Source organism: Paraburkholderia acidiphila (assembly GCF_009789655.1).
In the GTDB taxonomy this organism is placed as follows: Bacteria; Pseudomonadota; Gammaproteobacteria; order Burkholderiales; family Burkholderiaceae; genus Paraburkholderia; species Paraburkholderia acidiphila.
In genome coordinates this window covers 2,068,501-2,090,853 of sequence record NZ_CP046910.1, presented here as the reverse complement: position 1 = coordinate 2,090,853, position 22,353 = coordinate 2,068,501, and the positions used below count along the sequence as shown (strand labels likewise).

The 22,353-nt window shown below is 63.9% G+C and carries 21 protein-coding genes; 15 read left to right on the top strand and 6 right to left on the bottom strand.

Annotated elements, in window-relative coordinates; all coding sequences use genetic code 11:
- Positions 1–88 precede the first annotated feature (88 nt).
- From FAZ97_RS35450 to FAZ97_RS23755, 12 genes are all read left to right on the top strand, one after another.
- Entirely contained in the window at positions 89–313 is a 225-nt protein-coding gene (locus FAZ97_RS35450; protein ID WP_233271840.1) for a hypothetical protein, read from the top strand.
- A gap of 279 nt (positions 314–592) precedes the next feature.
- A complete protein-coding gene (locus FAZ97_RS23805; protein ID WP_158760838.1) occupies positions 593–1,402 on the top strand; it encodes a gamma-glutamyl-gamma-aminobutyrate hydrolase family protein in 810 nt (269 codons plus the stop codon).
- Between the two features lie 31 nt (positions 1,403–1,433).
- Positions 1,434–2,768 carry a glutamine synthetase family protein gene (locus tag FAZ97_RS23800; protein WP_158760837.1) on the top strand — a complete coding sequence of 445 codons (1,335 nt, stop codon included), beginning with the start codon at positions 1,434–1,436 and terminating at the stop codon, positions 2,766–2,768.
- 19 nt (positions 2,769–2,787) lie between these two features.
- Positions 2,788–4,230 (top strand): aspartate aminotransferase family protein, encoded by a 1,443-nt coding sequence (locus FAZ97_RS23795; RefSeq protein ID WP_158760836.1) that lies wholly within the window; start codon positions 2,788–2,790, stop codon positions 4,228–4,230.
- Positions 4,231–4,305: 75 nt separating this feature from the next.
- On the top strand, positions 4,306–5,427 hold the full coding sequence (locus tag FAZ97_RS23790; protein ID WP_158760835.1) for a polyamine ABC transporter substrate-binding protein: 1,122 nt from the start codon (positions 4,306–4,308) through the stop codon (positions 5,425–5,427).
- A 247-nt stretch (positions 5,428–5,674) separates the two neighbouring features.
- Positions 5,675–6,826: an ABC transporter ATP-binding protein gene (locus FAZ97_RS23785; RefSeq protein ID WP_158760834.1), complete on the top strand. Its 1,152-nt coding sequence runs from the start codon at positions 5,675–5,677 to the stop codon at positions 6,824–6,826.
- Between the two features lie 13 nt (positions 6,827–6,839).
- Positions 6,840–7,811 carry an ABC transporter permease subunit gene (locus tag FAZ97_RS23780; RefSeq protein WP_158760833.1) on the top strand — a complete coding sequence of 324 codons (972 nt, stop codon included), beginning with the start codon at positions 6,840–6,842 and terminating at the stop codon, positions 7,809–7,811.
- Complete coding sequence (locus tag FAZ97_RS23775) at positions 7,808–8,719, top strand: ABC transporter permease subunit (protein WP_158760832.1); 912 nt, start codon at positions 7,808–7,810, stop codon at positions 8,717–8,719. Before FAZ97_RS23780 ends, FAZ97_RS23775 begins: the two co-directional genes overlap by 4 nt.
- Before the next feature lie 108 nt (positions 8,720–8,827).
- Positions 8,828–10,411 (top strand): DUF3138 family protein, encoded by a 1,584-nt coding sequence (locus FAZ97_RS23770; RefSeq protein WP_158760831.1) that lies wholly within the window; start codon positions 8,828–8,830, stop codon positions 10,409–10,411.
- A 70-nt stretch (positions 10,412–10,481) separates the two neighbouring features.
- Positions 10,482–11,774, top strand: a complete 1,293-nt coding sequence (locus FAZ97_RS23765; protein WP_158760830.1) for an NAD(P)/FAD-dependent oxidoreductase — start codon at positions 10,482–10,484, stop codon at positions 11,772–11,774.
- The gene (locus FAZ97_RS23760; RefSeq protein WP_158760829.1) at positions 11,774–13,078 is read left to right on the top strand and encodes an NAD(P)/FAD-dependent oxidoreductase; all 1,305 of its coding nucleotides are present in this window, start codon (positions 11,774–11,776) and stop codon (positions 13,076–13,078) included. Before FAZ97_RS23765 ends, FAZ97_RS23760 begins: the two co-directional genes overlap by 1 nt.
- A gap of 115 nt (positions 13,079–13,193) precedes the next feature.
- Entirely contained in the window at positions 13,194–14,168 is a 975-nt protein-coding gene (locus FAZ97_RS23755; RefSeq protein WP_158760828.1) for an aldo/keto reductase, read from the top strand.
- On the opposite strand, the gene pdxR is transcribed toward FAZ97_RS23755, so the two are convergent.
- Positions 14,116–15,657 (bottom strand): MocR-like pyridoxine biosynthesis transcription factor PdxR, encoded by a 1,542-nt coding sequence (gene pdxR / locus FAZ97_RS23750; protein WP_158760827.1) that lies wholly within the window; start codon positions 15,655–15,657, stop codon positions 14,116–14,118. The two genes, FAZ97_RS23755 and pdxR, sit on opposite strands and share 53 nt — an antisense overlap.
- Positions 15,658–15,759: 102 nt before the next feature.
- On the opposite strand from pdxR, the gene FAZ97_RS23745 reads away from it, so the two are divergent.
- A complete protein-coding gene (locus tag FAZ97_RS23745) occupies positions 15,760–16,224 on the top strand; it encodes a GNAT family N-acetyltransferase (RefSeq protein WP_158760826.1) in 465 nt (154 codons plus the stop codon).
- A 6-nt stretch (positions 16,225–16,230) separates the two neighbouring features.
- Here FAZ97_RS23745 and FAZ97_RS23740 read toward each other — a convergent pair whose 3' ends face one another.
- The 3 genes from FAZ97_RS23740 to FAZ97_RS23730 form a co-directional block, all read right to left on the bottom strand.
- The gene (locus tag FAZ97_RS23740) at positions 16,231–16,812 is read right to left on the bottom strand and encodes a DUF3501 family protein (protein WP_158760825.1); all 582 of its coding nucleotides are present in this window, start codon (positions 16,810–16,812) and stop codon (positions 16,231–16,233) included.
- A 39-nt stretch (positions 16,813–16,851) separates the two neighbouring features.
- A complete protein-coding gene (locus FAZ97_RS23735; protein ID WP_158760824.1) occupies positions 16,852–18,189 on the bottom strand; it encodes a heterodisulfide reductase-related iron-sulfur binding cluster in 1,338 nt (445 codons plus the stop codon).
- Positions 18,190–18,322: 133 nt separating this feature from the next.
- Positions 18,323–18,745, bottom strand: coding sequence for a rubrerythrin family protein (locus tag FAZ97_RS23730; RefSeq protein ID WP_158760823.1), 423 nt, complete (start codon positions 18,743–18,745; stop codon positions 18,323–18,325).
- Between the two features lie 293 nt (positions 18,746–19,038).
- Between FAZ97_RS23730 and FAZ97_RS23725 the strand changes: the two genes are divergently transcribed.
- Together FAZ97_RS23725 and FAZ97_RS23720 are read left to right on the top strand one after the other, a co-directional pair.
- Positions 19,039–19,398, top strand: a complete 360-nt coding sequence (locus FAZ97_RS23725) for a DUF3564 domain-containing protein (protein ID WP_158760822.1) — start codon at positions 19,039–19,041, stop codon at positions 19,396–19,398.
- Between the two features lie 268 nt (positions 19,399–19,666).
- Complete coding sequence (locus tag FAZ97_RS23720; protein ID WP_158760821.1) at positions 19,667–20,455, top strand: DNA/RNA non-specific endonuclease; 789 nt, start codon at positions 19,667–19,669, stop codon at positions 20,453–20,455.
- Positions 20,456–20,487: 32 nt separating this feature from the next.
- On the opposite strand, the gene FAZ97_RS23715 is transcribed toward FAZ97_RS23720, so the two are convergent.
- Together FAZ97_RS23715 and FAZ97_RS23710 are read right to left on the bottom strand one after the other, a co-directional pair.
- The gene (locus FAZ97_RS23715) at positions 20,488–21,078 is read right to left on the bottom strand and encodes a BPSL1445 family SYLF domain-containing lipoprotein (protein WP_158760820.1); all 591 of its coding nucleotides are present in this window, start codon (positions 21,076–21,078) and stop codon (positions 20,488–20,490) included.
- Positions 21,079–21,100: 22 nt separating this feature from the next.
- Positions 21,101–21,997 (bottom strand): M23 family metallopeptidase, encoded by an 897-nt coding sequence (locus tag FAZ97_RS23710; RefSeq protein ID WP_158760819.1) that lies wholly within the window; start codon positions 21,995–21,997, stop codon positions 21,101–21,103.
- Positions 21,998–22,353: the final 356 nt, after the last annotated feature.

Sequence of the window (22,353 nt, the reverse complement as noted above, 5' to 3'; positions counted from 1 at the left end):
TCGCTCAATGTTTAAAGCAGCACTCAAATTGACGACCTCGAATGCTTGGACCAAACGTCTTTTTCAACGCAACCAGTCGAGTGTTATTGTGAGAGTCCGTGGCCCTCTGGTGAGGTGGGATCGTAGTCATGCGAGGTGTCTTCGCAGTGACTGCTCCGCCATCGCCGACGGCAGTAGCGGCAGGCTTGCCTCTCGCCTGTTCCTGTCCGTCTTCACGATCCTTTCCCGCCGCTCCGTGCGGCGTCACAACTCGGTCTCTGCACGCGCCTTCATTGCCGTCCATACGGACGAAGTCGCGTCGCTCCTGCCCTAGCGCCTCCCGTTCCTGCGCTGTTCGTTTTCTTCGCCGTCGTTCGGTCGCGAGGTGTCTCGTCGCGCCTCCACGATGTGGCTGCGCACGCCTGAACACAGTCGCGCCTCACAACGGCAAGAAACGAACCGCCTACATGATCTCCACGCGCAGCGCCATCCGTTAGCGTCGCTCGCGCGGAGCACACAGGGTTTGTAGTTTTGCGTCCCGCAAGGCTGCAAGGTCATGTCACGCCCGTCGCATCGATACATCCCGCACGGGCAAGCAAGCGAATCATTAGTCATGCGAACCAGACCATTAGTTGGCGTCACTGCCGACCGCACGATGATGGGAGCGCACGCGTCACACGTTGCCGGCGAGAAGTACATCGGCGCAGCGGTAGGCGGCGCAGGCGCACTCGCCTTCGTGCTGCCCGCTCTTGGCGAACGGCAGGCTGCGTCCGACATTCTCGAAGCCGTGGATGGACTGCTTTTCACGGGCAGCTATTCGAACGTCGAGCCGCATCGCTATGGCGGCCCGGCGAGCGAGGCCGGCACGCTGCACGACCCCGCTCGCGACGCCACGACGCTGCCGCTCATGCGCGCCGCGATCGAGGCTGGCGTGCCGGTGCTTGCCATCTGCCGCGGCTTTCAGGAGATGAACGTGGTGTTCGGCGGCACGCTGCATCAGCAGGTGCATAACGTCGCACGCTACGACGACCATCGCGAGAACAAGGACGATCCGCTCGACACGCAATACGGTCCGGCGCACGCGTTGAAGCTCGTGGAAGGCGGTCTGCTGCAACGGCTCGCGGGCGGCGCACGCGAAGCACGCGTGAATTCGTTGCACGGCCAGGGCGTCGAGCGGCTGGGTGCGGGCCTCGTGGCCGAGGCATTCGCACCCGACGGCCTCATCGAAGCCGTGAGCGTGGCGAACGCGCGCAACTTCGCGCTTGGCGTGCAATGGCACCCCGAGTGGAAATACGCCGACGACGCGCTGTCCACCGCCATCTTCCACGCGTTCGGCGAGGCCTGCCGCAACCACATGCTGGCTCGAATACCGGGCGGGGCCGGACACGACGTGGCGCACGCGCCGCGCGCCGCCCACGCCTGATGCCGGCCCATACAGAACAGAGAGAAAGATCATGCATGAAATCGACGAATTCCTGAAAAAGCACCACATCACCGAAATCGAAGCGATCATCCCCGACATGGCGGGCATTGCGCGCGGCAAGATCATCCCGCGCAGCAAGTTCGAATCGGGTGAATCGATGCGCTTGCCGCAAGCCGTGATGATCCAGACCGTGACGGGCGATTACCCCGAAGACGGCAGCCTCACCGGCGTCACCGATCCCGACATGGTGTGCGTGCCCGACCCGTCGACGATCCGCATCATTCCGTGGGCCATCGACCCCACCGCGCAGGTGATCCACGACTGCGTACACTTCGACGGCTCGCCCGTCGAGATCTCGCCGCGCCGCGTGCTGCGCCGCGTGCTCGAACTCTACGAGGCAAAGGGCTGGAAGCCTGTCATTGCGCCGGAACTCGAGTTCTATCTCGTCGACATGAACAAGGACCCGGACATTCCGCTCACGCCGCCGATCGGCCGCACGGGCCGTCCCGAAACGGGCCGCCAGGCGTATTCGATCGAAGCGGTGAACGAGTTCGATCCGCTCTTTGAAGACATCTACGAGTACTGCGATATTCAGGGCCTCGAAGTCGATACGCTGATTCACGAAGTGGGCGCGGCGCAGATGGAGATCAACTTCCTCCACGGCGATCCGCTCAACCTCGCCGACCGCGTGTTCCTGTTCAAGCGCACGGTGCGTGAAGCGGCACTGCGTCACCACATGTATGCCACCTTCATGGCCAAGCCCATGGAGAACGAGCCGGGCTCGGCCATGCACATTCACCAGAGCCTCGTCTCGGCGGAAAGCGGCCAGAACCTCTTCACGGGCTCGGACGGCAAACCGACCGACATGTTCTACGCGTATATCGCCGGTCAGCAGAAGTACACGCCCGCGCTGATGCCGATCTTCGCGCCGTACATCAACTCGTATCGCCGCCTGTCGCGTTTCATGGCCGCGCCGATCAACGTGGCGTGGGGTTACGACAACCGCACCGTGGGGTTCCGCGTGCCGTATTCGTCGCCGGCCGCGCGCCGTGTGGAAAACCGCATTCCGGGCGTGGACACGAATCCGTACCTCGCGATCGCGGCGACGCTCGCGGCCGGTTACCTCGGCATGACGCAGCACCTCAAGCCCACGGAACCGCTCGTGAGCGACGGCTATTCGCTGCCCTACCAGTTGCCGCGCAACCTCGAAGAAGGCCTCACGTTGATGAGCGCGAGCGAACCGCTCATGGGCATCCTCGGCGAGAAGTTCGTGCGCGCCTACCTCGCGCTGAAGGAAACCGAATACGAAGCGTATTTCCGCGTGATCAGTTCGTGGGAACGCAAGCACCTGCTGCTGCACGTGTAAAACGAAAGGAGACACAGCAATGAGCTACCGAATCGACGCCCCCGCAAGCGCCCTGCAGGAAGTGCCGACGACACTGCGCGCCCAGGCCACGCGCACGACGCGCTCGACGAGCGAATACCGTGCGCTGGACGCCGCGCATCACATCCACCCGTTCTCGGACATGGGTTCGCTGAACAAGGCGGGCAGCCGTGTGATCGTGAAGGCGAAAGGCGTGTACCTGTGGGACTCGGAAGGCAACCAGATCATCGACGGCATGGCCGGGCTCTGGTGCGTGAACGTGGGCTACGGCCGCAAGGAACTGGCCGACGCCGCTTACGAGCAGATGCAGGAACTGCCGTTCTACAACACGTTCTTCAAGACCACGCACCCGCCGATTATTGAGTTGTCGGCACTGCTCGCGCAGCTTTCGCCCGAGCCGTTCAACCACTTCTTCTATTGCAACAGCGGCTCCGAAGGCAACGACACGGTGCTGCGCATCGTGCATCAGTACTGGCTCACGCAAGGCAAGTCCTCGAAGAAGGTGGTCATCTCGCGCAAGAACGCGTATCACGGTTCGACGATCGCGGGCGGCACGCTGGGCGGCATGGGCTACATGCACGAGCAGATGCCCTCGAAGGTCGAGAACATCGTGCACATCGACCAGCCGTACTTCTACGGCGAGGCGCTTGGCAACATGTCGCCCGAGGAGTTCGGTCTCGCGCGTGCGCAGCAACTCGAAGCGAAGATTCTCGAAGTGGGCGCGGAGAACGTGGCTGCCTTTATCGGCGAGCCGTTCCAGGGCGCGGGCGGCGTGATCTTCCCGCCCTCGACCTACTGGCCGGAAATTCAGCGCATTTGCCGCAAGTACGACGTCCTGCTCTGCGCCGACGAAGTGATCGGCGGCTTCGGCCGCACCGGCGAATGGTTCGCGCATCAGCACTTCGGCTTCGAGCCGGATCTCATCACGATGGCCAAGGGCCTCACGAGCGGCTACGTGCCGATGGGCGCGGTGGGCATTCACGACCGCGTGGCGAAAGCGCTCATCGAGAACGGCGACTTCAATCACGGCCTCACGTACTCGGGGCATCCGGTCGCTGCCGCCGTGGCCGTTGCGAACCTCAAGCTGCTGCGCGACGAAGGCATCGTCACGCGCGTGAAGAACGACACCGGCCCGTACTTCCAGCAACGTCTGCGCGAGACCTTCGCCAATCATCCGATCATCGGTGACATCTCGGGTGCGGGCCTCGTAGCGGGTCTGCAGCTCGCGGAAGATCCGAAGGCGCGCAAGCGCTTCGCGAATGGCGGCGACGTGGGCACGTTGTGCCGCGACTTCTGCTTCAACGGCAACCTCATCATGCGCGCCACGGGCGACCGCATGCTGCTCTCGCCGCCGCTCGTGGTCACGCGCGGCGAGATCGATGAAATCGTGTCGAAGGCGAAGAAAGCCATCGACGCAACTGCGCAACAACTGGGTCTCTCTTAACGCGATTTGTCCAGGGCGGGCGGCGCAACGGGGTGCTGGGCCTCCCGCCAATCTTCATCTTCAGGGGAAAGCAACATGAGTGTTAGTCATCTTCGTCATGCGGTCGCGCTTGCGGCCCTCGCAGCGTGTGCAGGCCTCACGGCCGTGTCGAGCCAAACCGCGCACGCGGCCGACGGCGATCTGAACGTCTACAACTGGTCCGACTACATTGCGAAGGACACGATCCCGAACTTCGAAAAGGAAGCGGGCATCAAGGTCAAGTACGACAACTACGACAGCGACGATACGCTGCAGGCCAAGCTGCTCGCCGGCAGCTCGGGCTATGACATCGTTGTGCCCACCTCGAACTACATGGCCAAGCAGATCCAGGCCGGCGTGTACCAGAAGCTCGACAAGTCGAAGATCCCCAACCTCGCGAACCTCGATCCCGTGCTCATGCACATGATCGCCGACGCCGATCCGGGCAATCAGTACGGCGTGCCCTGGGCATTCGGCACCGACGGCATCGGCTACAACAAGCAGGCGGTGGAAAAGGCGCTCGGCGCGAATGCGCCGGTGGATAGCTGGGCGCTCGTGTTCGATCCGCAAAATCTCTCGAAGCTCAAGGGCTGCGGCGTGTCGTTCCTCGACCAGGCCGTGGACGTGTTCGCCGCGACGCTGCAATACATGCACAAGGACCCCAACAGCACGAACCCCGCCGACTACCAGGCCGCGTTCGAAGTGCTGAAGAAAGTCCGCCCGTACATCACCCAGTTCAATTCGTCGGGCTACATCAACGACCTCGTGAACAACGACATCTGCGTTGCCGTGGCATGGTCGGGCGACGTCGGCATCGCGCACCGCCGCGCCGAGGAAGCCAAGCGTTCGTATGACGTCAAGTTCTCGAACGTGAAGGAAGGCGGCCTGCTGTGGTTCGACGTGATGGTGATCCCGAAGGACGCCCCGCACCCCGAGAACGCGATGAAGTGGATCAACTACATCTCGGACCCGAAGGTCAACGCGCAAATCACCAACGAAGTGTTCTACCCGACCGCGAACAAGGCCGCACGCCAGTTCGTCACCCCGGCAGTCGCGCAGGACCAGACGGTCTACCCGTCGGAAGACGTGCTCAAGAAGATGACGCTGATGAAGCCGATGCCGGCTGACATCCTGCGCCTCGAAAACCGTCTGTGGGCTCAGTTGAAGACCGGCCACTGACACGCTGATCACCCCCTGAAGGAAACAAGAAGGAGACAACGCGGAAGAGGGATCGCTCGACCCCTCTCCGCCTGAAGTGCGCATTTACGAAGTCCGGCCGCGCGGCGCCGCCCCCCTTTTTTGACGACGCGCGCGAGCCTTTCCCGAGCTCCGTTCGCAGTACTAATCGCGAGTCGCTTCGTGCGCCCCGTGCGGGCCGACTCGCGCCTGAAAACGCGTACTGCGATCAGAAAGGAACCATCAGATCATGAATTCGACGTCTAAAGTCAACGCCCCAGAAGCTCTGCGCGCCAACGCGAACCCGGCAAAGAACGACGCGTTCGTGCGTATCGAGAACGTCGTCAAGAAGTTCGGCGATAGCACCGCCGTGGACAATGTGAGCCTGAACATCGCCAAGAACGAGCTTTTCGCGCTGCTCGGCAGTTCGGGCTGCGGTAAGTCCACCCTGCTGCGCATGCTCGCGGGCCTCGAAACGGCCACGTCGGGCCGCATCTACGTCGACGGCGAAGACCTCGCGTCGCTGCCTCCGTATCGCCGCCCCGTCAACATGATGTTCCAGTCGTATGCCCTCTTCCCGCACATGAGCGTGGAGTCGAACGTCGCGTTCGGCCTCAAGCAGGAAGGCGTGCCGAAGAACGAGATTCGCGAGCGCGTGGCCGATGCCCTCAACCTCGTGCAGATGGGCCGCTACGCGAAGCGCAAACCGCACCAGCTCTCGGGCGGCCAGCAGCAGCGCGTGGCGCTCGCGCGCTCGCTCGTGAAGCGCCCCAAGCTCCTGCTGCTCGACGAACCGATGTCGGCGCTCGACAAAAAGATCCGCCAGAAGACCCAGCTCGAACTCGTGAACATCATCGAGAAAGTCGATGTCACCTGTGTGATGGTCACGCACGATCAGGAAGAAGCGATGACCATGGCCAATCGCCTCGCCGTGATGAGCGAAGGCCGCATCGTGCAGATCGGCTCGCCGGGCGAAGTCTACGAATTCCCCAACAGCCGCTTCTCGGCCGAGTTCATCGGCTCGACCAACCTGTTCGAAGGCAAGGTCGTCGAGGACGAACCCGATCACATCTTCGTGGAAAGCGACGACCTCGAAACGCGTATGTACGTGAGCCACGGCGTGACCGGGCCGCTCGGCATGCCCGTGGGTATCTCGGTGCGCCCCGAGCGCGTTCGCGTGACGCGCGAGAAACCTGGCACGCCGCACAACTGGGCGCGCGGCGTGGTCTCGGACGTCGCCTACATGGGTGCCTACTCGCTCTATCACGTGCGTCTGCCGGGCGGCAAGGTGGTCGTCTCGAACCTCTCCAGCTCGCACCTCATGAACGACGGCGCGCCCGCCTGGAACGACGACGTCTACGTGTCCTGGTCGCCGGCCAGCGGCGTCGTGCTCACGCAATAAGGAGGCCTGAATCATGAGTACCACTATTCCCACCACGCCCGGCTCAGGCCGCGCGGCCGCAGACGCGCGCCGCGGCACGCTCGCGCGCTTCTTCTCGCGCTTCGTGCCCTCGGGCCGCACGACCGTTATCGGCGTGCCGTTCATTTGGCTCACGCTGTTCTTCGCCGTGCCGTTCGTGCTCGTGTTCAAGATCAGCTTCGCCGACCAGATGATGGCGGTGCCGCCCTATACGAACCTCGTCCAGATGAAGGACGGCGTCGTGCACTTCGCCCTGCAGCTCGGCCACTACGCCTTCCTGCTGCAGGACGACCTCTACATCGCCACCTACATCAGCTCGCTGAAGATGGCGGCCGTCTCCACCATCTTCTGCCTCCTGATCGGCTATCCGATCGCCTACTACATCGCGCGCTCGAATCCCGCCACGCGCAACCTGCTCATGATGGGCGTGATGCTGCCGTTCTGGACCTCGTTCCTGATCCGCGTGTACGCGTGGATCGGCATCCTCAAGGACGACGGCCTGCTCAATCACACGCTCATGGCCATCGGCCTCATCCATTCGCCGCTGCGCCTCTATCACAGCGACGCGGGCGTCTATATCGGCATGGTCTATTCGTACCTGCCGTTCATGGTGATGCCGCTCTACGCGCACCTCGTGAAGATGGACCTCACGCTGCTCGAAGCCGCGTATGACCTCGGCGCGAAGCCCTGGGTCGCGTTCACGCGAATCACGCTGCCGCTCTCTAAGAACGGGATCATCGCGGGCAGCCTGCTCGTGTTCATTCCGGCCGTGGGCGAGTACGTGATCCCCGAACTGCTCGGCGGCGCCGACACGCTGATGATCGGCCGCGTGATGTGGGACGAGTTCTTCAACAACATGGACTGGCCGATGGCCTCCGCCGTGACGGTCGCGATGGTGCTGCTGCTGCTCGTGCCGATGGCGCTCTTCCAGCACAACCAGGTCAAGCAACTGGAGGAAGGCAAATGATCAAGCCCAACCGTACGCTCTCCACGGGCGTTCTCACCCTCGGGTTCCTGTTCCTCTATATCCCGATCATCAGCCTCATCGTGTACTCGTTCAACGAGTCCAAGCTCGTCACGGTGTGGTCCGGCTTCTCGCTGAAGTGGTACGCGGCGCTGCTGCAGGACGACGAGCTGCTGAGCGCGGCGTGGCTGTCGCTGAAGATCGGCCTGATGACGGCCTTCGCCTCCGTCGTGATCGGCACGTGGGCCGGCTACGTGCTCGCGCGCATGGGCCGCTTCCGGGGCTTTGCGCTCTTCGCCGGCATGATCAACGCGCCGCTCGTGATTCCCGAAGTCATCCAGGGCATTTCGCTGCTGCTGCTGTTCGTCGCGATGGAGCAGTTCCTCGGCTGGCCGAAGGGCCGCGGCGTGCTGACCATGTGGATCGGTCACGTGATGCTGTGCGTGTCGTACGTGGCGATCATCGTGCAGTCGCGCGTGAAGGAGATGAACCAGTCGCTCGAGGAGGCCGCGCTCGATCTGGGCGCGACGCCGTTCAAGGTGTTCTTCGTGATCACGCTGCCGCTGATCTCGCAAGCGCTCATTTCGGGCTGGCTGCTCTCGTTCACGCTCTCGATCGACGACCTCGTGCTCTCCGCGTTCCTCTCGGGCCCGGGCTCGACCACGCTGCCGCTCGTGGTGTTCTCGCGGGTGCGTCTGGGTCTGAATCCGGAGATGAATGCACTCGCCACGCTCTTTATCAGCGCGGTAACGATCGGCGTGATCGCGGCCAACCAGATCATGGCGGCCCGCGAGAGGAAGCGCCTGCGCGACATGCAACTCGCTTTCGTCCAGCCCGATCCCGCCGAAGCCCTGACGCCGGCCGCCCCTGCCGGCGCGGTGGGCGCGCCGATTGGCCGGCGCGCGGCGTGATGACGCCTGTCGAATAACGAACACATTTAGCGGGACGGTGTACGCCGCCCGCCGTCCCGTACCCGCACGTTGAAGTAGCTGCAATAACGACCAACAAGGAGAATCTCGATGAAGAAGAAGTTAATCTGTCTGCTGGTGGCCGGGGCGCTGCCAGGGCTCGCGCTAGCGGACTCGACCAGCGATCAGATCAAGGCCCTGCAGGCGCAGTTGAACGCCCTGCAAAAAGAGGTGAAATCGCTCAAGACCGAACTGGCGCAATCGAAAACGACGACGAAGGCCGCAGCCACAGGGCCGGTCGTCCCGGCTACCGCCGCCGCTCCGGTCGTGGACATCAGCTCGCCCGACTACGGCAAGGCGCAAGCGAACCTGACCAACGACCAGGTCGATGCGATGAAGCAGCAGATCGCGAGCCAGCAACTCAAGGTCGATTCGCTCACCGACGCCGCCAATACCGGTCCGCTCGCGGGCCTTTCGATCACCGGCTACATCGACCCGACGTATATCTACAACCGCGCACCCGGCACTTCGTCGTTCCTGTTCGCGAACCATACGGGCGCGTATAACTACTTCAACAGCACGTTCGGCGATGTCTACCTCGACATCAAGAAGACCTTCGGCGTAGGCCCGATGGCGCCTTCGGCCGAAATCACGCTCATGCCCAACCGCGGCAACGGCATCACGCTGCTGCAGAACGAGCATGGCGAAATCGGCAACAACATCCTGAATACGGCGGTCGTCACGGTGCCGGTGACCGCCACGGGCACGTTCGTCGCCGGTCTCATGCCGAGCTTCGGCGGCTACGAGGTGCAGCAGTCCAACCAGATGCTCACCCTCACGCACAACCTGCTCTACGACTTCTCGGATCCGGGCAGCTACGTGGGTATTGGCTGGAACTACACGCCGGACGGCAGCCAGTGGGCGTTCAAGTTCATGGTCGGCAACGAGCAGTACCGCACCAATGGCGCGGTCGTGCAGACGGGCCAGAACGCGCTGGGCGACCCGATCACCACGAGCAACAAGATCCCGACGTTCACGGCGCGTGCCGACTACACGTGGTCGAGCGCGCTCGACGTGGGCGGCTCGTTCAATATCGGCCGCCAGACGCTGCCGAGCGCATTCGATTCGACGACGGGCCAGGCCGTGTACGGCGTGGGTGGCCAGGCATCGAGCTCGGGCGGCTACTTCTTCTTCGGCGAAGTGGATGCGACCTACACCCAGGCGGACATCCAGTACAACGCCGAAGTCGATTACGGCCAGCAGCAGCGCGCGGCATTCAACGGCGGCAACGCGCAGTGGTACGGCTTCTCGCTGCTCGCGCACCGCAAGTTCAACGCACCGGTGGTGGGCCGCATGGGCGTGACCGCACGCTACGACCTGCTCGCCAACAGCAAGAACGGCGGCGGTGGCGGCGGCATCGTGCTGAATTCGAATGGCATGGACACGGCCAACGGCTTCGGCATTGGTGCGGACTGCCTGGCGAATTCGCAGGCAGGCGGCGGCTTCGGCTTCGAGTGCAAGGGCGCGACGCGCCAGGACGTGGCGCTCGACCTGCTGTTCTTCCCGACGCAGCAGATCACGGTGAAGGTGGAATACCGCCACGACTGGGCCACGCAGCGCGTGTTCCTCCACGACGACGGTTCGTACGGCAAGAGCAACGACTTGCTGGGCGCGCAGTTCATCTACTCGTTCTGATGAAGTTGGGGCGGGCGGCGGCTTTCAGGGTTCCTGAGCGTCGCCCGCTTTTTGTTTCTACGCTCTCTTTATGCTCAAATTCGCCAATCAGCCACATGCCCCGTCCTGGTACGCGGCCACCGCCAACGACACCACCGCGCATCCTGCACTGGAAGGCGCGATCGAAGCCGATGTTTGCGTGGTCGGCGCGGGCCTCACGGGTGTTTCCGCCGCGCTCAACCTCGCAGAACGCGGTCACCGCGTCGCGCTCGTGGAAGCCTCGCGAGTGGGGTGGGCCGCAAGCGGGCGCAACGGCGGGCAGCTGATTGGCGGCTTTGCCTGCGATATCGACACGTTCGCTCAGTTCATGCCCGAAGCCGAGGTCCGTCAGGTCTGGGACATGGGACTGGAAACACTCGACATCGTGAAGCGGCGCGTCAAGCAGCACAACATCGACTGCGCGCTCACGCAAGGCTATTTCACCGCGGCGAACAAGGCGCGCGACGTCGATGCGCTCAAGCGCTGGCGCGACGAAGCGGCAAGCCGCTTCGGCTACGACCGCTTCCAGTACGTCGATGGCGACGGCGTCGGGAATTACGTGCAGTCGTCGCGCTACGCGGGCGGCCTCTACGATCCCGATAGCGGCCATCTGCATCCGCTCAACTACACGCTCGGACTGGCGCGCGCGGCGGTCGAAGCCGGCGTGCAAGTGTACGAGAACAGCCCCGTCACGCGCCTGCGCGAAGAGAATGGCGGTCAAGTGATCGAAACCGCGCGCGGCAACGTGCGCGCGAAATTCGTTGTGCTCGCATGCAATACGTATCTGGGCGATCTCGCGCCGGCGCTCTCGCGCAAGATCATGCCCGTCGGCACCTATGTGATCGCCACCGAAAAGCTCGGCGCCGAACGCATGAATTCACTGATGCCCGCTCAGGCTGCCGTATGCGACAGCCGCTTCGTGCTCGATTACTTCCGTCCCGCGCCGGACACGCGCCTGCTTTGGGGCGGCAAGGTGAGCTATTCGACCTTCGCCCCGCCTAATCTCGGCGAAGCCATGCGCCGCGACATGCTGAAAACGTTTCCGCAACTCGCCGATGTGAAGGTGGACTACGCGTGGGGCGGCTACGTGGACATCACGATGAACCGCGCGCCGCACTTCGGCCGCCTCTCGCCCACGGTGTATTTCGCGCAGGGCTTCTCGGGGCACGGCGTGAACACCACGGGACTCGCGGGCACGCTGATCGCCGAGGCCATTCACGGCCAGGCCGCGCGCTTCGACCTGTTCGGCAAGATCCGTCACCGCGATTTCCCCGGCGGCGCTACACTGCGAACCCCTGCCCTCGTGCTCGCGATGGCGTGGTATCGAATGAAGGACCTGCTTTGATGACACTCGACCTCGACGCCCAGGCGGACGCTCTCGCCCGCCACTCGTACTACGAAGCCACCGCCACGCGCCCCGCCGACGACGACCCCGTGCTGGAAGGCACGCTCGACGCCGACGTCTGCGTGATCGGCGCGGGTTTCGCCGGGCTCTCGGTCGCGCTCGAGTGCCGCGCGCGCGGCCTTTCGGTCGCGGTACTCGACGCGCATCGTCCCGGCTGGGGTGCATCGGGCCGCAACGGCGGGCAAACGCTCGTGGGTTTCGCGAAGGACGAGGTGCTCGAAAAGCAACTCGGCGCGCAGGGCATACGCGCCGCGTGGGCGCTTTCCATCGAAGGCGTGAACCTCGTGCGCGAGCGCATTGCGCGCTACGGCATCGATTGTGACTTCACGCCGGGCTATCTGACCGTTGCGACGAAGGCAAAGCGCGTGCCCGATCTGCGCGCGTGGATGGACGCGGCGCGCACACGCTGGGGCTACGACCGCCTCGAATGGCTCGATACCGACGCCACGCGCGCCCGTGTGGCGTCGCAGCGTTATATCGCGGGTGTCTACGATCCGGTCTCGGGGCATCTTCATCCGCTCAAGTACTGTCTTGGCCTTGCTGCCGCCGCGCGTCGCGAAGGCGCGCAACTCTTCGCGCATACGCGCGCGCTCGAAGTCGTGCGCGGCGAGCGGCCCGTGGTGAAAACCGCACGGGGGGAAGTGCGCTGCCGCTTCGTGGTGTCGTGCTGCAACGCCGCGCCGGGCGGCGTCTTGCCAGGCGCCGTGGCTGCACGTATCGCGCCGATCGCCTCTTACATCATCGCGACCGAGCCGCTGGGTCGTGAACTGGCAGACTCGTTGATCGCGCAACGTTTGGCGGTGTGCGACAACAACTTCTTTCTCGACTATTTCCGCGTCTCGGCGGACGATCGCATGCTGTTCGGAGGCCGCGCCGATTCGACCGGCGCTGCGCCCGAACGCCTGACGGCGGCCATGCAAACGCGCATGAGCGATACGTTCCCGCAACTCGCTGGGGCGCGCGTGGAATACGCGTGGGGCGGCTTCGTCGATGTCACGCGTAACCGCGCACCCGACTTCGGCGCGATCGACCCGAATTATTACTATGTGCAAGGTTTTTCGGGGCACGGCGTCGCGCTCACGGGCATTGCGGGGCGTCTCGTTGCGCAGGCCATCGTCGGCGAGCGCGCCTCGTTCGATCTGTTCGCGCAACTGCGGCACGCGCGCTTCCCCGGCGGCCCCGCGTGGCGGCGGCCCGCGCTCGAAGTCGGCATGCTGTATCACCGTGTCATGGAAATGTTCTGAAGCGGCACGCCCTGCACGTTCTCCCGCACTGTTATACCCTTGCGAAAGTCCGCCGCGCTCGCGCGGCGCACGCACTCCTTCTGCTTGAATCGCCTTTTCGCCAGGAGCAACAGCAATGGATTACGTCAGGTTCGGCTCGACAGGGCTGCAGGTTTCGCGTCTTTGCCTCGGTTGCATGACTTACGGCGTGCCCGAGCGCGGCACGCACCCGTGGACGCTGGGCGAGGACGCCAGCCGTCCGCTCATTCGCCAGGCGCTCGACGCCGGCATCAACTTTTTCGACACTGCGAACACGTACTCGGACGGCACCTCGGAAGAGATCGTCGGGCGCGCGCTGCTCGAATTCGTGAAGCGCGACGACATCGTGCTCGCGACGAAGGTGTACAACCGCATGCGGCCCGGTCCGAACGGCCAGGGCCTTTCGCGCAAAGCCATCCTCACGGAAATCGATCATAGCCTCAAGCGCCTCGGCACCGATTACGTCGATCTCTATCAGATCCATCGCTGGGACTACAACACGCCGATCGAAGAAACGCTCGAAGCGCTGCACGATGTGGTGAAAGCGGGCAAGGCGCGTTACATCGGCGCTTCGTCCATGCATGCGTGGCAGTTCAGCAAGGCGCTCTACACGTCGCGTCTGCACGGCTGGACCGAGTTCGTGAGCATGCAGGACCACGTGAACCTGCTCTATCGCGAGGAAGAGCGCGAAATGCTGCCGCTGTGCGCCGATCAAGGCATTGCCGTGATGCCATGGAGCCCGCTCGCGCGCGGCCGCCTCACGCGCGACTGGAACGAAACGAGCGAGCGCGAGGCAACCGACAAGTTCGGCAAGACGCTTTACGGCGCCGACGCGGACAAAGCCATTATCGATGCGGTCGCAACCATTGCGCGTACGCACAACGTCTCGCGCGCGCAGGTCGCGCTCGCGTGGCTGCTGCACAAGCCCGGCATCACTTCCCCGATCATCGGCGCCTCGAAGCCACAGCATCTCGAAGACGCCGTCGCGGCGCTCTCGCTCAAGCTCTCCAGCGAGGAGATCAAGACGCTTGAAGCACCATATCTGCCGCATGTGATCGCGGGTCATCAGTAAGCGGCGAGGCCGCTGCCAGACGTTCGCGCACGATGCGCGCGAGTGTTTGCATGAGCGTGTCGGCAACGCGCGGCGGCGTTTCCGCATAGCCGAGCAGGAAGCCGTTGTAGCGCGTGGCGTCCGGGGCATCGACGCCATCGAAGCAATACGCGCTCAATGGCGAGAGATGCAGGCCATGTGCGCGCGCGGCTTCGCTCACCTCGGCATCGCTGAGCGGTGCATCGAGGCGCACGCTCAAATGCATGCCGCCCGCGTCCGCCGAGACCGTCATGATGCCGGCCAGATGTTTGTCGATTGCCGCGACGAGGCCGTCGCGGCGTTCTTCATAGAGCTTGCGCATGCGCCGCAAATGGCGCGCGTAACGTCCGCTTTCGATGAATTCCGCCAGCGCCAGCTGTTCCGCCACGCGCCCCTGGCGCATGAGCGTGTGATGCGCCTGCGCGAACTGCGCCGCCACACGCTGCGGCACGATCATGAAACCGATGCGCAGGGCCGGAAAGAGCGTTTTGCTAAAGGTGCCGAGATAGATCACGGGTGCGTCGTCGGCCAGGCCCTGGATCGACGGCAGCGGCGGTCCATCGTGGCGCAGTTCGCTGTCGTAGTCGTCCTCGACGATCCACGCGCCGCACGCACGCGCCTGCTCGATCAGCGCGAGCCGCCGCTCGAGGCTCAGCACGCAGCCAAGCGGATACTGGTGCGACGGCGTGAGGTAGACGAGTCGCGGCGGCCGCTCGCGCCAGTCCTCGGGGCGCGCCGCCATGCCCGCCGCATCGACGCTCATCGGCACGAGTTGCAGCCCTGCGGCCGTAAAGGCCACGCGTGCGCCGAGATAGCCCGGATTTTCGATCCACGCGCGTTCGCCCTCGTCCGCGAACAGACGCGCGCACAAGTCGAGGCTCGACTGCGTGCCGTCCGTGACGAACACCTGGCCGGGCTGGCAGCGCACGCCGCGCGAAACCCGCACGTATTGCGCAATGGCCTGGCGCAGCGCCGGCATGCCCGCGCTATCGCCATAGCCGAGATCGTGTGCGCGCAACTCGCGCAACGCGCGCTCGACGGCGGTGCGCCATTGCGCGTAGGGAAACGCGTCGAGCGCGGGCACGCCTGGGCGCAGCGCCTTGGGACCGTCGCGGCCCATGCGGCGCGGCGGCAGGTCGCGCACGCGGCGCGCGAGCGCAGGCGCGGGGTCTTCGCGCAGCGCCGATTGTGCAGGCGTTGCCGCGGCAGTCGCATTGACCGCGTTGACGACCGAACCGTGGCGCGTAGCGCTGACAAAGCCCTCTTCCACGAGCCGCTCGTACGCATAGAGCACCGAATTGCGCGCAATGCCGAGTTGCTCGGCGAGCGCACGGCTCGACGCGAGGCGCGTGCCTTGGCCAATGTCGCCGTCGAGAATCGCGCGGCGCAGGCTCTCGTAAAGCAGGTCCTGCTGCGTGAGCTTGCGCACGGCGCGCTTCGCATAGGCCGCCATCATCAACGCGTAGTCCAATTCCGTGGCTCCATGGTTTTCGATTTCGGTGGGACTAACAATGGTGCCACAAGTCGCCTACGCTTGGGGGTTTGAGTAAGTCCGCAAGCAAGGAGACAACCTATGACCGACACGACGCTTCAAGTCCGCGCCGTCGCACCCGACGATTTCGATGCATGGCTGCCGCTATGGGACGGCTATAACCGCTTTTACGGCCGCTTCGATGCCACCGCGCTGCCGGAACACATCACGCGCACGACATGGTCGCGCTTCTTCGACGGCTACGAGCCCATGCACGCGTTCATCGCCGTGCGCGGCGACCGCGTGCTCGGCCTCGTGCATTTCATCTATCACCGCAACACGATTATGGAAGGGCCGATCTGCTATTTGCAGGACCTGTTCACTGTGGAGGACGCGCGCGGCCAGGGCGTGGGCCGCGCGCTGATCGAAGCCGTGTATGCGCACGCGAAGGCGTCGAATTCGTCGCGCGTGTACTGGCACACGCACGAGACGAATCACACGGCAATGCGGCTTTACAACGACGTGGCCGTGAAGCCCGGCTTCGTCATGTACCGCAAGGACGTTTGAAGCCCCTCAGGCAAGGTCCTTGAGCAACGAGGCGCGCACTTCGCCGTCGATGGTCTGCGTCGGCACGCGGTAATTCGGATGATCGCAGCCTATCGTGAGCGTGGCGCCCTCTCCTAGCCGCGTTTTCATCTGCGGCGTGAGCTCGAAACGCACGAAGTGCACCGCAGAGGTCTTTTCGGCGTTCTCGCGCTCGAGGTCTTCGTCGGCGATCGCGTAGACGGGCGGCTCGCCTTCCACCTGCACGAACACCTTGTCCTCGATGCCGATGAGCCGCGCGAGCGCCGCGCGCCGCTCGACTTCGCTTTCGTATTCGAGCTGCATGGTCGCCTTCAGGTTGCCGCCGTCGGGCACGAGCGGCAGATAGGCCGCGAGTTCGCCCTGAATGCCATCTTCATCGAAGATCTTTTCGATGTGCAGCATCTCCTGAATCTGATAGCGGATCGTGGTTTCGTCCTCGAACAGGAACGTGAGGTGATTGCCGAGCGCCACCGCGCGCTGCTTCTTGTGCTCGATGATGCGCTTGCGCATATCGCCCCGCACCCTGGCGTAGGCTTCCAGCGTCAACAGCGAATTTCTCGCGATCGTCATGAGTCGTGCCTCGTGTTGGTTGCGTGTTGCCGTCGGGACCTAAATGCCATAGGCGCGGCGCAGCAGAGTGATGGGGTGAGCGAGCGGCGGCTCGCCTAGCTGGTTTTCTTCGATGCCCTGCGCAATGTGATGCCCCGCAAGCTGGCAATCGGACGAGATGAAATTCGGCTCTGCCTGACCCATCTGCTTGAACACGGGCGTGCCGATCTTCATCGACATGGCGTGGAATTCCTTCTTCACGCCAAACGTGCCCGCGTGCCCCGAACAGCGCTCGACCACGGTCACCTTCGTTTCGGGCACGAGCGAAAGCAGGTCGAAAGTCTTGCGGCCAATGTTCTGCACGCGCGCATGACACGGCACGTGATACGACACGTTGCCAAGCGGCGCGCGAAAATCGGTCTTGAGCAGGCCGTCGCGATGACGCGCCACAAGATATTCGAACGGGTCCCAGAACGCGTCGCTCACGGCTTTCGTATTGGCGTCGTCGGGGAACATCAGCGGCAGTTCGTGCTTGTACATGAGTACGCAGCTCGGTACCGCGCCAATCAGCGCGTACCCCTCGCGCGCGTAACGCGCGAGCAGCGGCATGTTCTGAGACTGCTTGTGCGCCACGCCTTCCAGATTGCCTTGCTCCAGCAGCGGCATGCCGCAGCACCATTCGCTTTTCACCAACTCGTAGGGAATCTCGTTGTGGTCGAGCACCGCGAGCAGGTCGTGACCAATGCCGGGCTCGTTGAAATTCACGTAACAGGTCGCGTAAATCGCGACCTTGCCCGGCGTGCGCTCGCCGTCGCGCACCTCGGTCGATGCCGCGCGTTTTGCAACGTTACGAAACTTGTGCGTGGCGAAGTCGGGCAGCCACGCCTTGCGATCGACGCCCAGCATGTCTTCCATCGCGCCGCGCATCGCCTTCGTGTGGTTGATCGCGTTGACCGTCTGCGTGACGATGGGAATGCCGGCGATCTGGCCTAGCGCGTCGGTGTTCGAGAGCACGCGGTCGCGCAGCTTCACTTCGCCCTTGCGATAGTGAACCGCCTTGGCCCGCAGCATGAGATGGGGAAAGTCCACATTCCACGGATGCGGCGGCACATAGGGGCACTTCGTCATGTAGCAGAGATCGCACAGATAGCACTGGTCGACGACCTTGTCGAAAGACGCCTTGTCGACGTCGTGCGCTTCGCCGCTATCGGTTTCATCGACGAGATCGAACAGCGCGGGAAACGCGCCGCATAACGACACGCAGCGCCGGCAGCCCGCACAGATATCGAACACGCGCGCGAGTTCCGTATCGAGCTGGGCCTGGTCGTAAAAAGCGTCGGAGCGCCAGTCGAGCGGATGGCGCGTGGGCGCTTCGAGACTGCCTTCCTTGTGGGGCATGACGTCTCCTTCTTTTATTTATCAGCGAAATACGCGGCAGGGCGAGCGCGCGCATACGCGCGCCGGTACTCGCCCGGCACGCGAAACAACAAGCGCGCGTCATGAATGCGTGCCGGGAAGCACGCGTCGATGCTCAATCCGCCAGCACTTCCAGCGCCTTCGTATAGCGGTTGGCGTGGCTGCGCTCCGCCTTGGCTAGTGTCTCGAACCAGTTCGCGATTTCGTCGAAGCCTTCGTCGCGCGCGACCTTGGCCATGCCGGGGTACATGTCGGTGTATTCATGCGTTTCGCCTGCAATCGCCGCTTGCAGATTCAAACGCGAGCTGCCGAACGGCAGCCCGGTTGCCGGGTCGCCTACCGCTTCCAGATATTCGAGGTGACCGTGCGCGTGGCCGGTTTCGCCTTCGGCGGTCGAGCGAAACAGCGCCGCGACATCGTTTTGTCCTTCTACGTCGGCCTTGGCTGCGAAATACAGATAACGGCGGTTGGCCTGTGATTCACCGGCGAATGCATCCTTGAGGTTCTGTTCCGTCTTCGAGCCCTTTAGCTGTGACATCTGTGCCTCCATGGTTCGACCTGATAGGTGGGGACGCGACGCAATTCGCCTTCGTGCAGGCGACTTCGCCGCACTATCAATCTAGGTTGTGGCGTTTGCTATCCCAATTGTGATTTTCAATCCCGGCGATAGCGTAGCCGGGTTTACGCGGGCCCAGACTGGCATAAACGGGGCCAGTCCAGGCACGCGCCGTGCGCGCGGCGATCTGTCCTGCACTCTTCACTTTGCGCGCGCTCGGAGTCGTCCTAGACTTTGGTATTGCCGACGCGCCCGATCCACTTTGCGGAGATGCCATGCGACTTACGATCCTGATCAACGGTTCCGATCCGACCGTCAATCATGACTATGCTGTGCTCTGGCTCGATACCGACCAGCAACGCTGGTCCCGCGAGTCTCACGATGGGATCGACCTGCCAGAATGGGGTGAATTGCGCGACGTGAATGGTGTCACGTCGCTGTGCGCGCCGCTCGAAAACGAGCCGCTGTGCACGCTACGCGGTCTGCATGTGAATCGCCGTCAGGAAATCAGTTCCGCACACGGCGACGCAACCTGGTCATGCGAAGCCTCGCACTCGCCGATGGAAGGCCAATGGCGCCTCCAGGCCGTGGATCGCCAGATGGTCCACGCCGAGCATTCGCTGTTTGCAGGCTGAATCGTTTTGTTGATGACGTAATCGATTGAATGCAGGCGGCATCGTTTGCCGCCTCGCTCCTCGCGCAGCAACGCAACGCTGCCGCGCTCATTGCATCTGATTCTGAATCACCTCTCGCTTGCGCCCGCCCACCCGGCGGGCGCGCGTTTTTTGCGCCGCGCTTTCTTCCCGCCTCCACGCGCTGTCATGCGCCCGCTATACTTTCAGCCCGCTTGATAGTCCACTTTAAAGCACGCTCCATCCCACCCCGTTCCAGCCACTCCCCTAGATGAAGAAGCTGTTCGCCTCACTGATTTCCTCCCTGCTGCTCGCCGCCGCCAGCCACGCTTACGCCGCGCCTGCCTGTTCGCAATTCGTGCCCAACGGCCAGTTCCCGACACTCACGAATCAGCGCATGGCGCCCAGGACGCGCATGCTTTGCTACTCGGATTTCGTCGTGCTGCATTCCGGTGTCACGCACGGTCCGCTGTGGTCCGCCGAGCATCTCACGCGCGATCACCTCGAAGCCGCGAAGGACATGACGCGCACGAACCGCTTTTTCGAAGACGACCGCCTGCCGGAAGGTGAAGGCGCGACGCTCGCCGACTACAAGCGCAGCGGTTTCGATCGCGGCCACATGAGCCCGGCAGGCAACCGCTGGAATGCGCAGGCGATGGCGGAATCGTTTTCACTCGCCAACATCGTTCCGCAGAATCGCGACAACAACCAGCGCCTTTGGGCGCATATCGAAACCGCCGTGCGCAAGCTCGCGTCGAAGTATGGCGAAGCCTACGTCGTGACTGGCCCGCTCTTCACGGGCGCGCAGTTGCAGACCATTGGCGCGACCCGCGTGCTCGTCCCGACGCAGATCTTCAAAGTCGTGTACGTGCCTTCGCAGCAGCTCGCGTTTGCCATCGTCGCCGACAATACGGCTGTCGACCGCTATGACGTGCGCTCGGTGCGCGATCTCGAAGCGCAGAGCGGCATTGCGTTCCCGGGCATTCCGGCGGATGTCGCGGCGAAGGAAAAGGTCTCGTTCAACGGCCGCGGCTTTGCCGTGAGCAAATGGGGCTGGTAAGCGGGTAAGTCGGTGGTGGCGCGACGGGAGCGCTAGATGTCGAGCCGCGAGACTTTAGAGCCCTCTAGCGAAACACCCGCCATCAGGCCGCCATTCGTCAGCACGAACGCTTCGATGGGGTTCACCGCCGTCGAAGTATCGATCTTGCCGTTGGCACCCATTTTCACGAGCGCGACGGTGGCGTCCGCGCCCGCGCTCCAGCCGCTGCTGCGCTTGAAGCGGTCGAGCGAGGAGCGCGTCATGAACGCATAAACGATGGCGCGCGATTGCGCGCCGATCTGGGCGCCGAACGAGCCGCCCATCGTCGTGAAGTAGCCGAGCGTGCGGCCTTCCACGCGCAGTGCGCCGCGCCCATATTCGGCCCCGATCACGAAACCCGCACCCACGACCTCCGGAAATACGAGCACGCCACGCGCCTTGGCAATGAGTTCGCGAGCGCCCTGCACGGTGCGATAAAGGCGTGCGAGTGTTTCGTCAACACCCGTGTCGATCTCGCGGCGCGCGACGGCGTTCTCCGTGGCGGGATCGGCATCGGCGGAACCCGAAGTTGTCGTGCAGCCCGCGCTCGCCGCGAGCCAGGCGGCAATGGCCAGCGAGCTGGCGAGGAATTCCCTTCTTTTCATTTTGATTCGATATCCTGCGTAATTATTGAGGCGCCTTTGGCAGCTGCGCGAGCGGATCGACGGGCTTGCCGTTCTCGCGCACCTCGAACATGAGGGCGGAGATGCCGGCGCCATCCGTGCCGCTCACGGCAATCGCCTGGCCCTGCTTCACCGTGTCGCCCTCCTTCACGAGCAATCGTGCGTTGCGGCCGTAGGCCGTGACGAGACGCGCGTCGTGCTTCACGATGACGAGCTTGCCGTACGCCTGCATGCCACTCCCGGCATAGACCACGCGACCCGATGCCGCCGCTTTCACCTGTTGGCCCGGCGGTCCGGCGATCACCACACCCTTCGATTTCCCCTTGAAGGGCTGAGCAACGCTGCCCTCGATCGGCCAGATGAAGCGGGCGTTGCTGCGCGCGGCGGGTGACGCGTTCGCCGCGGCGGCCGTTGCGGTTGCGGGCTTGCTTGCCGAATTGGCCGCTTGAGCGGCTATGGGCTTCGCGGGCGCAGTCGCGGGCGCGGCGGTGGCTGCTGCGGCGGCCGCGGGCGGTGCGACGCGCAATAGCTGGCCCACCTGGACCTTCCCGTCGGCGGGCAGCTTGTTCCAGCTCACGAGGTCGGCAGGGCGCTGGCCAGAGGCTTTCGCAATTCGATAGAGCGTGTCGCCCGGCTTCACGCGATACAAGCCGGATGGACTCGACTCGGCGGCGGGTTTCGCAGGCAACGCCGAAGCGGCCACAGCCGGCGGCGGCACCGCGGTCGTCGTGACGCCGGTGTCGGCGGCCGGCCCGGCCTCTTCGCCTTCCGGTGTACGCCACGGCGTGATCGTGCAGCCGCTCAATGTGAATTCAAGCGTGATGGCTAACGCGAGCGTCGCGCCGAGTGCGATGCGCGAGGCCGTGGCGCGTCGTGTTGCCCCTTGATGCTGGCCGCGCATCGTCAGGCCCGCGGATCGGCGTTGTCCGCCGTGCCCGCTCCCGCGTTTTCAGATACCTTATCCAGAATTCCCATCGATGACTCCTTGCTCGCACTGAGGCAGATCGTCCGCGCCTGGGGGCGCGGGTGCGTCATCATCGTTGGTTTGCCTGTGGATGCCGCGGTTTAGCGCGAGCGAATTGACCTGCATCAGCGCGTGCGGTGTGTCTGCGTGTGGCTTTGACATTGACGTGACAAGTCCGCCACTAATTTAGGCAGAAACCACAAAGAGAATTGAAGGCGGCGCGCCTGGCTTCCTATAATGCGGGCCCCAGATCGCGCCACTACCCGGGGCGCGCCCCCGTCACGCAGAAGGAG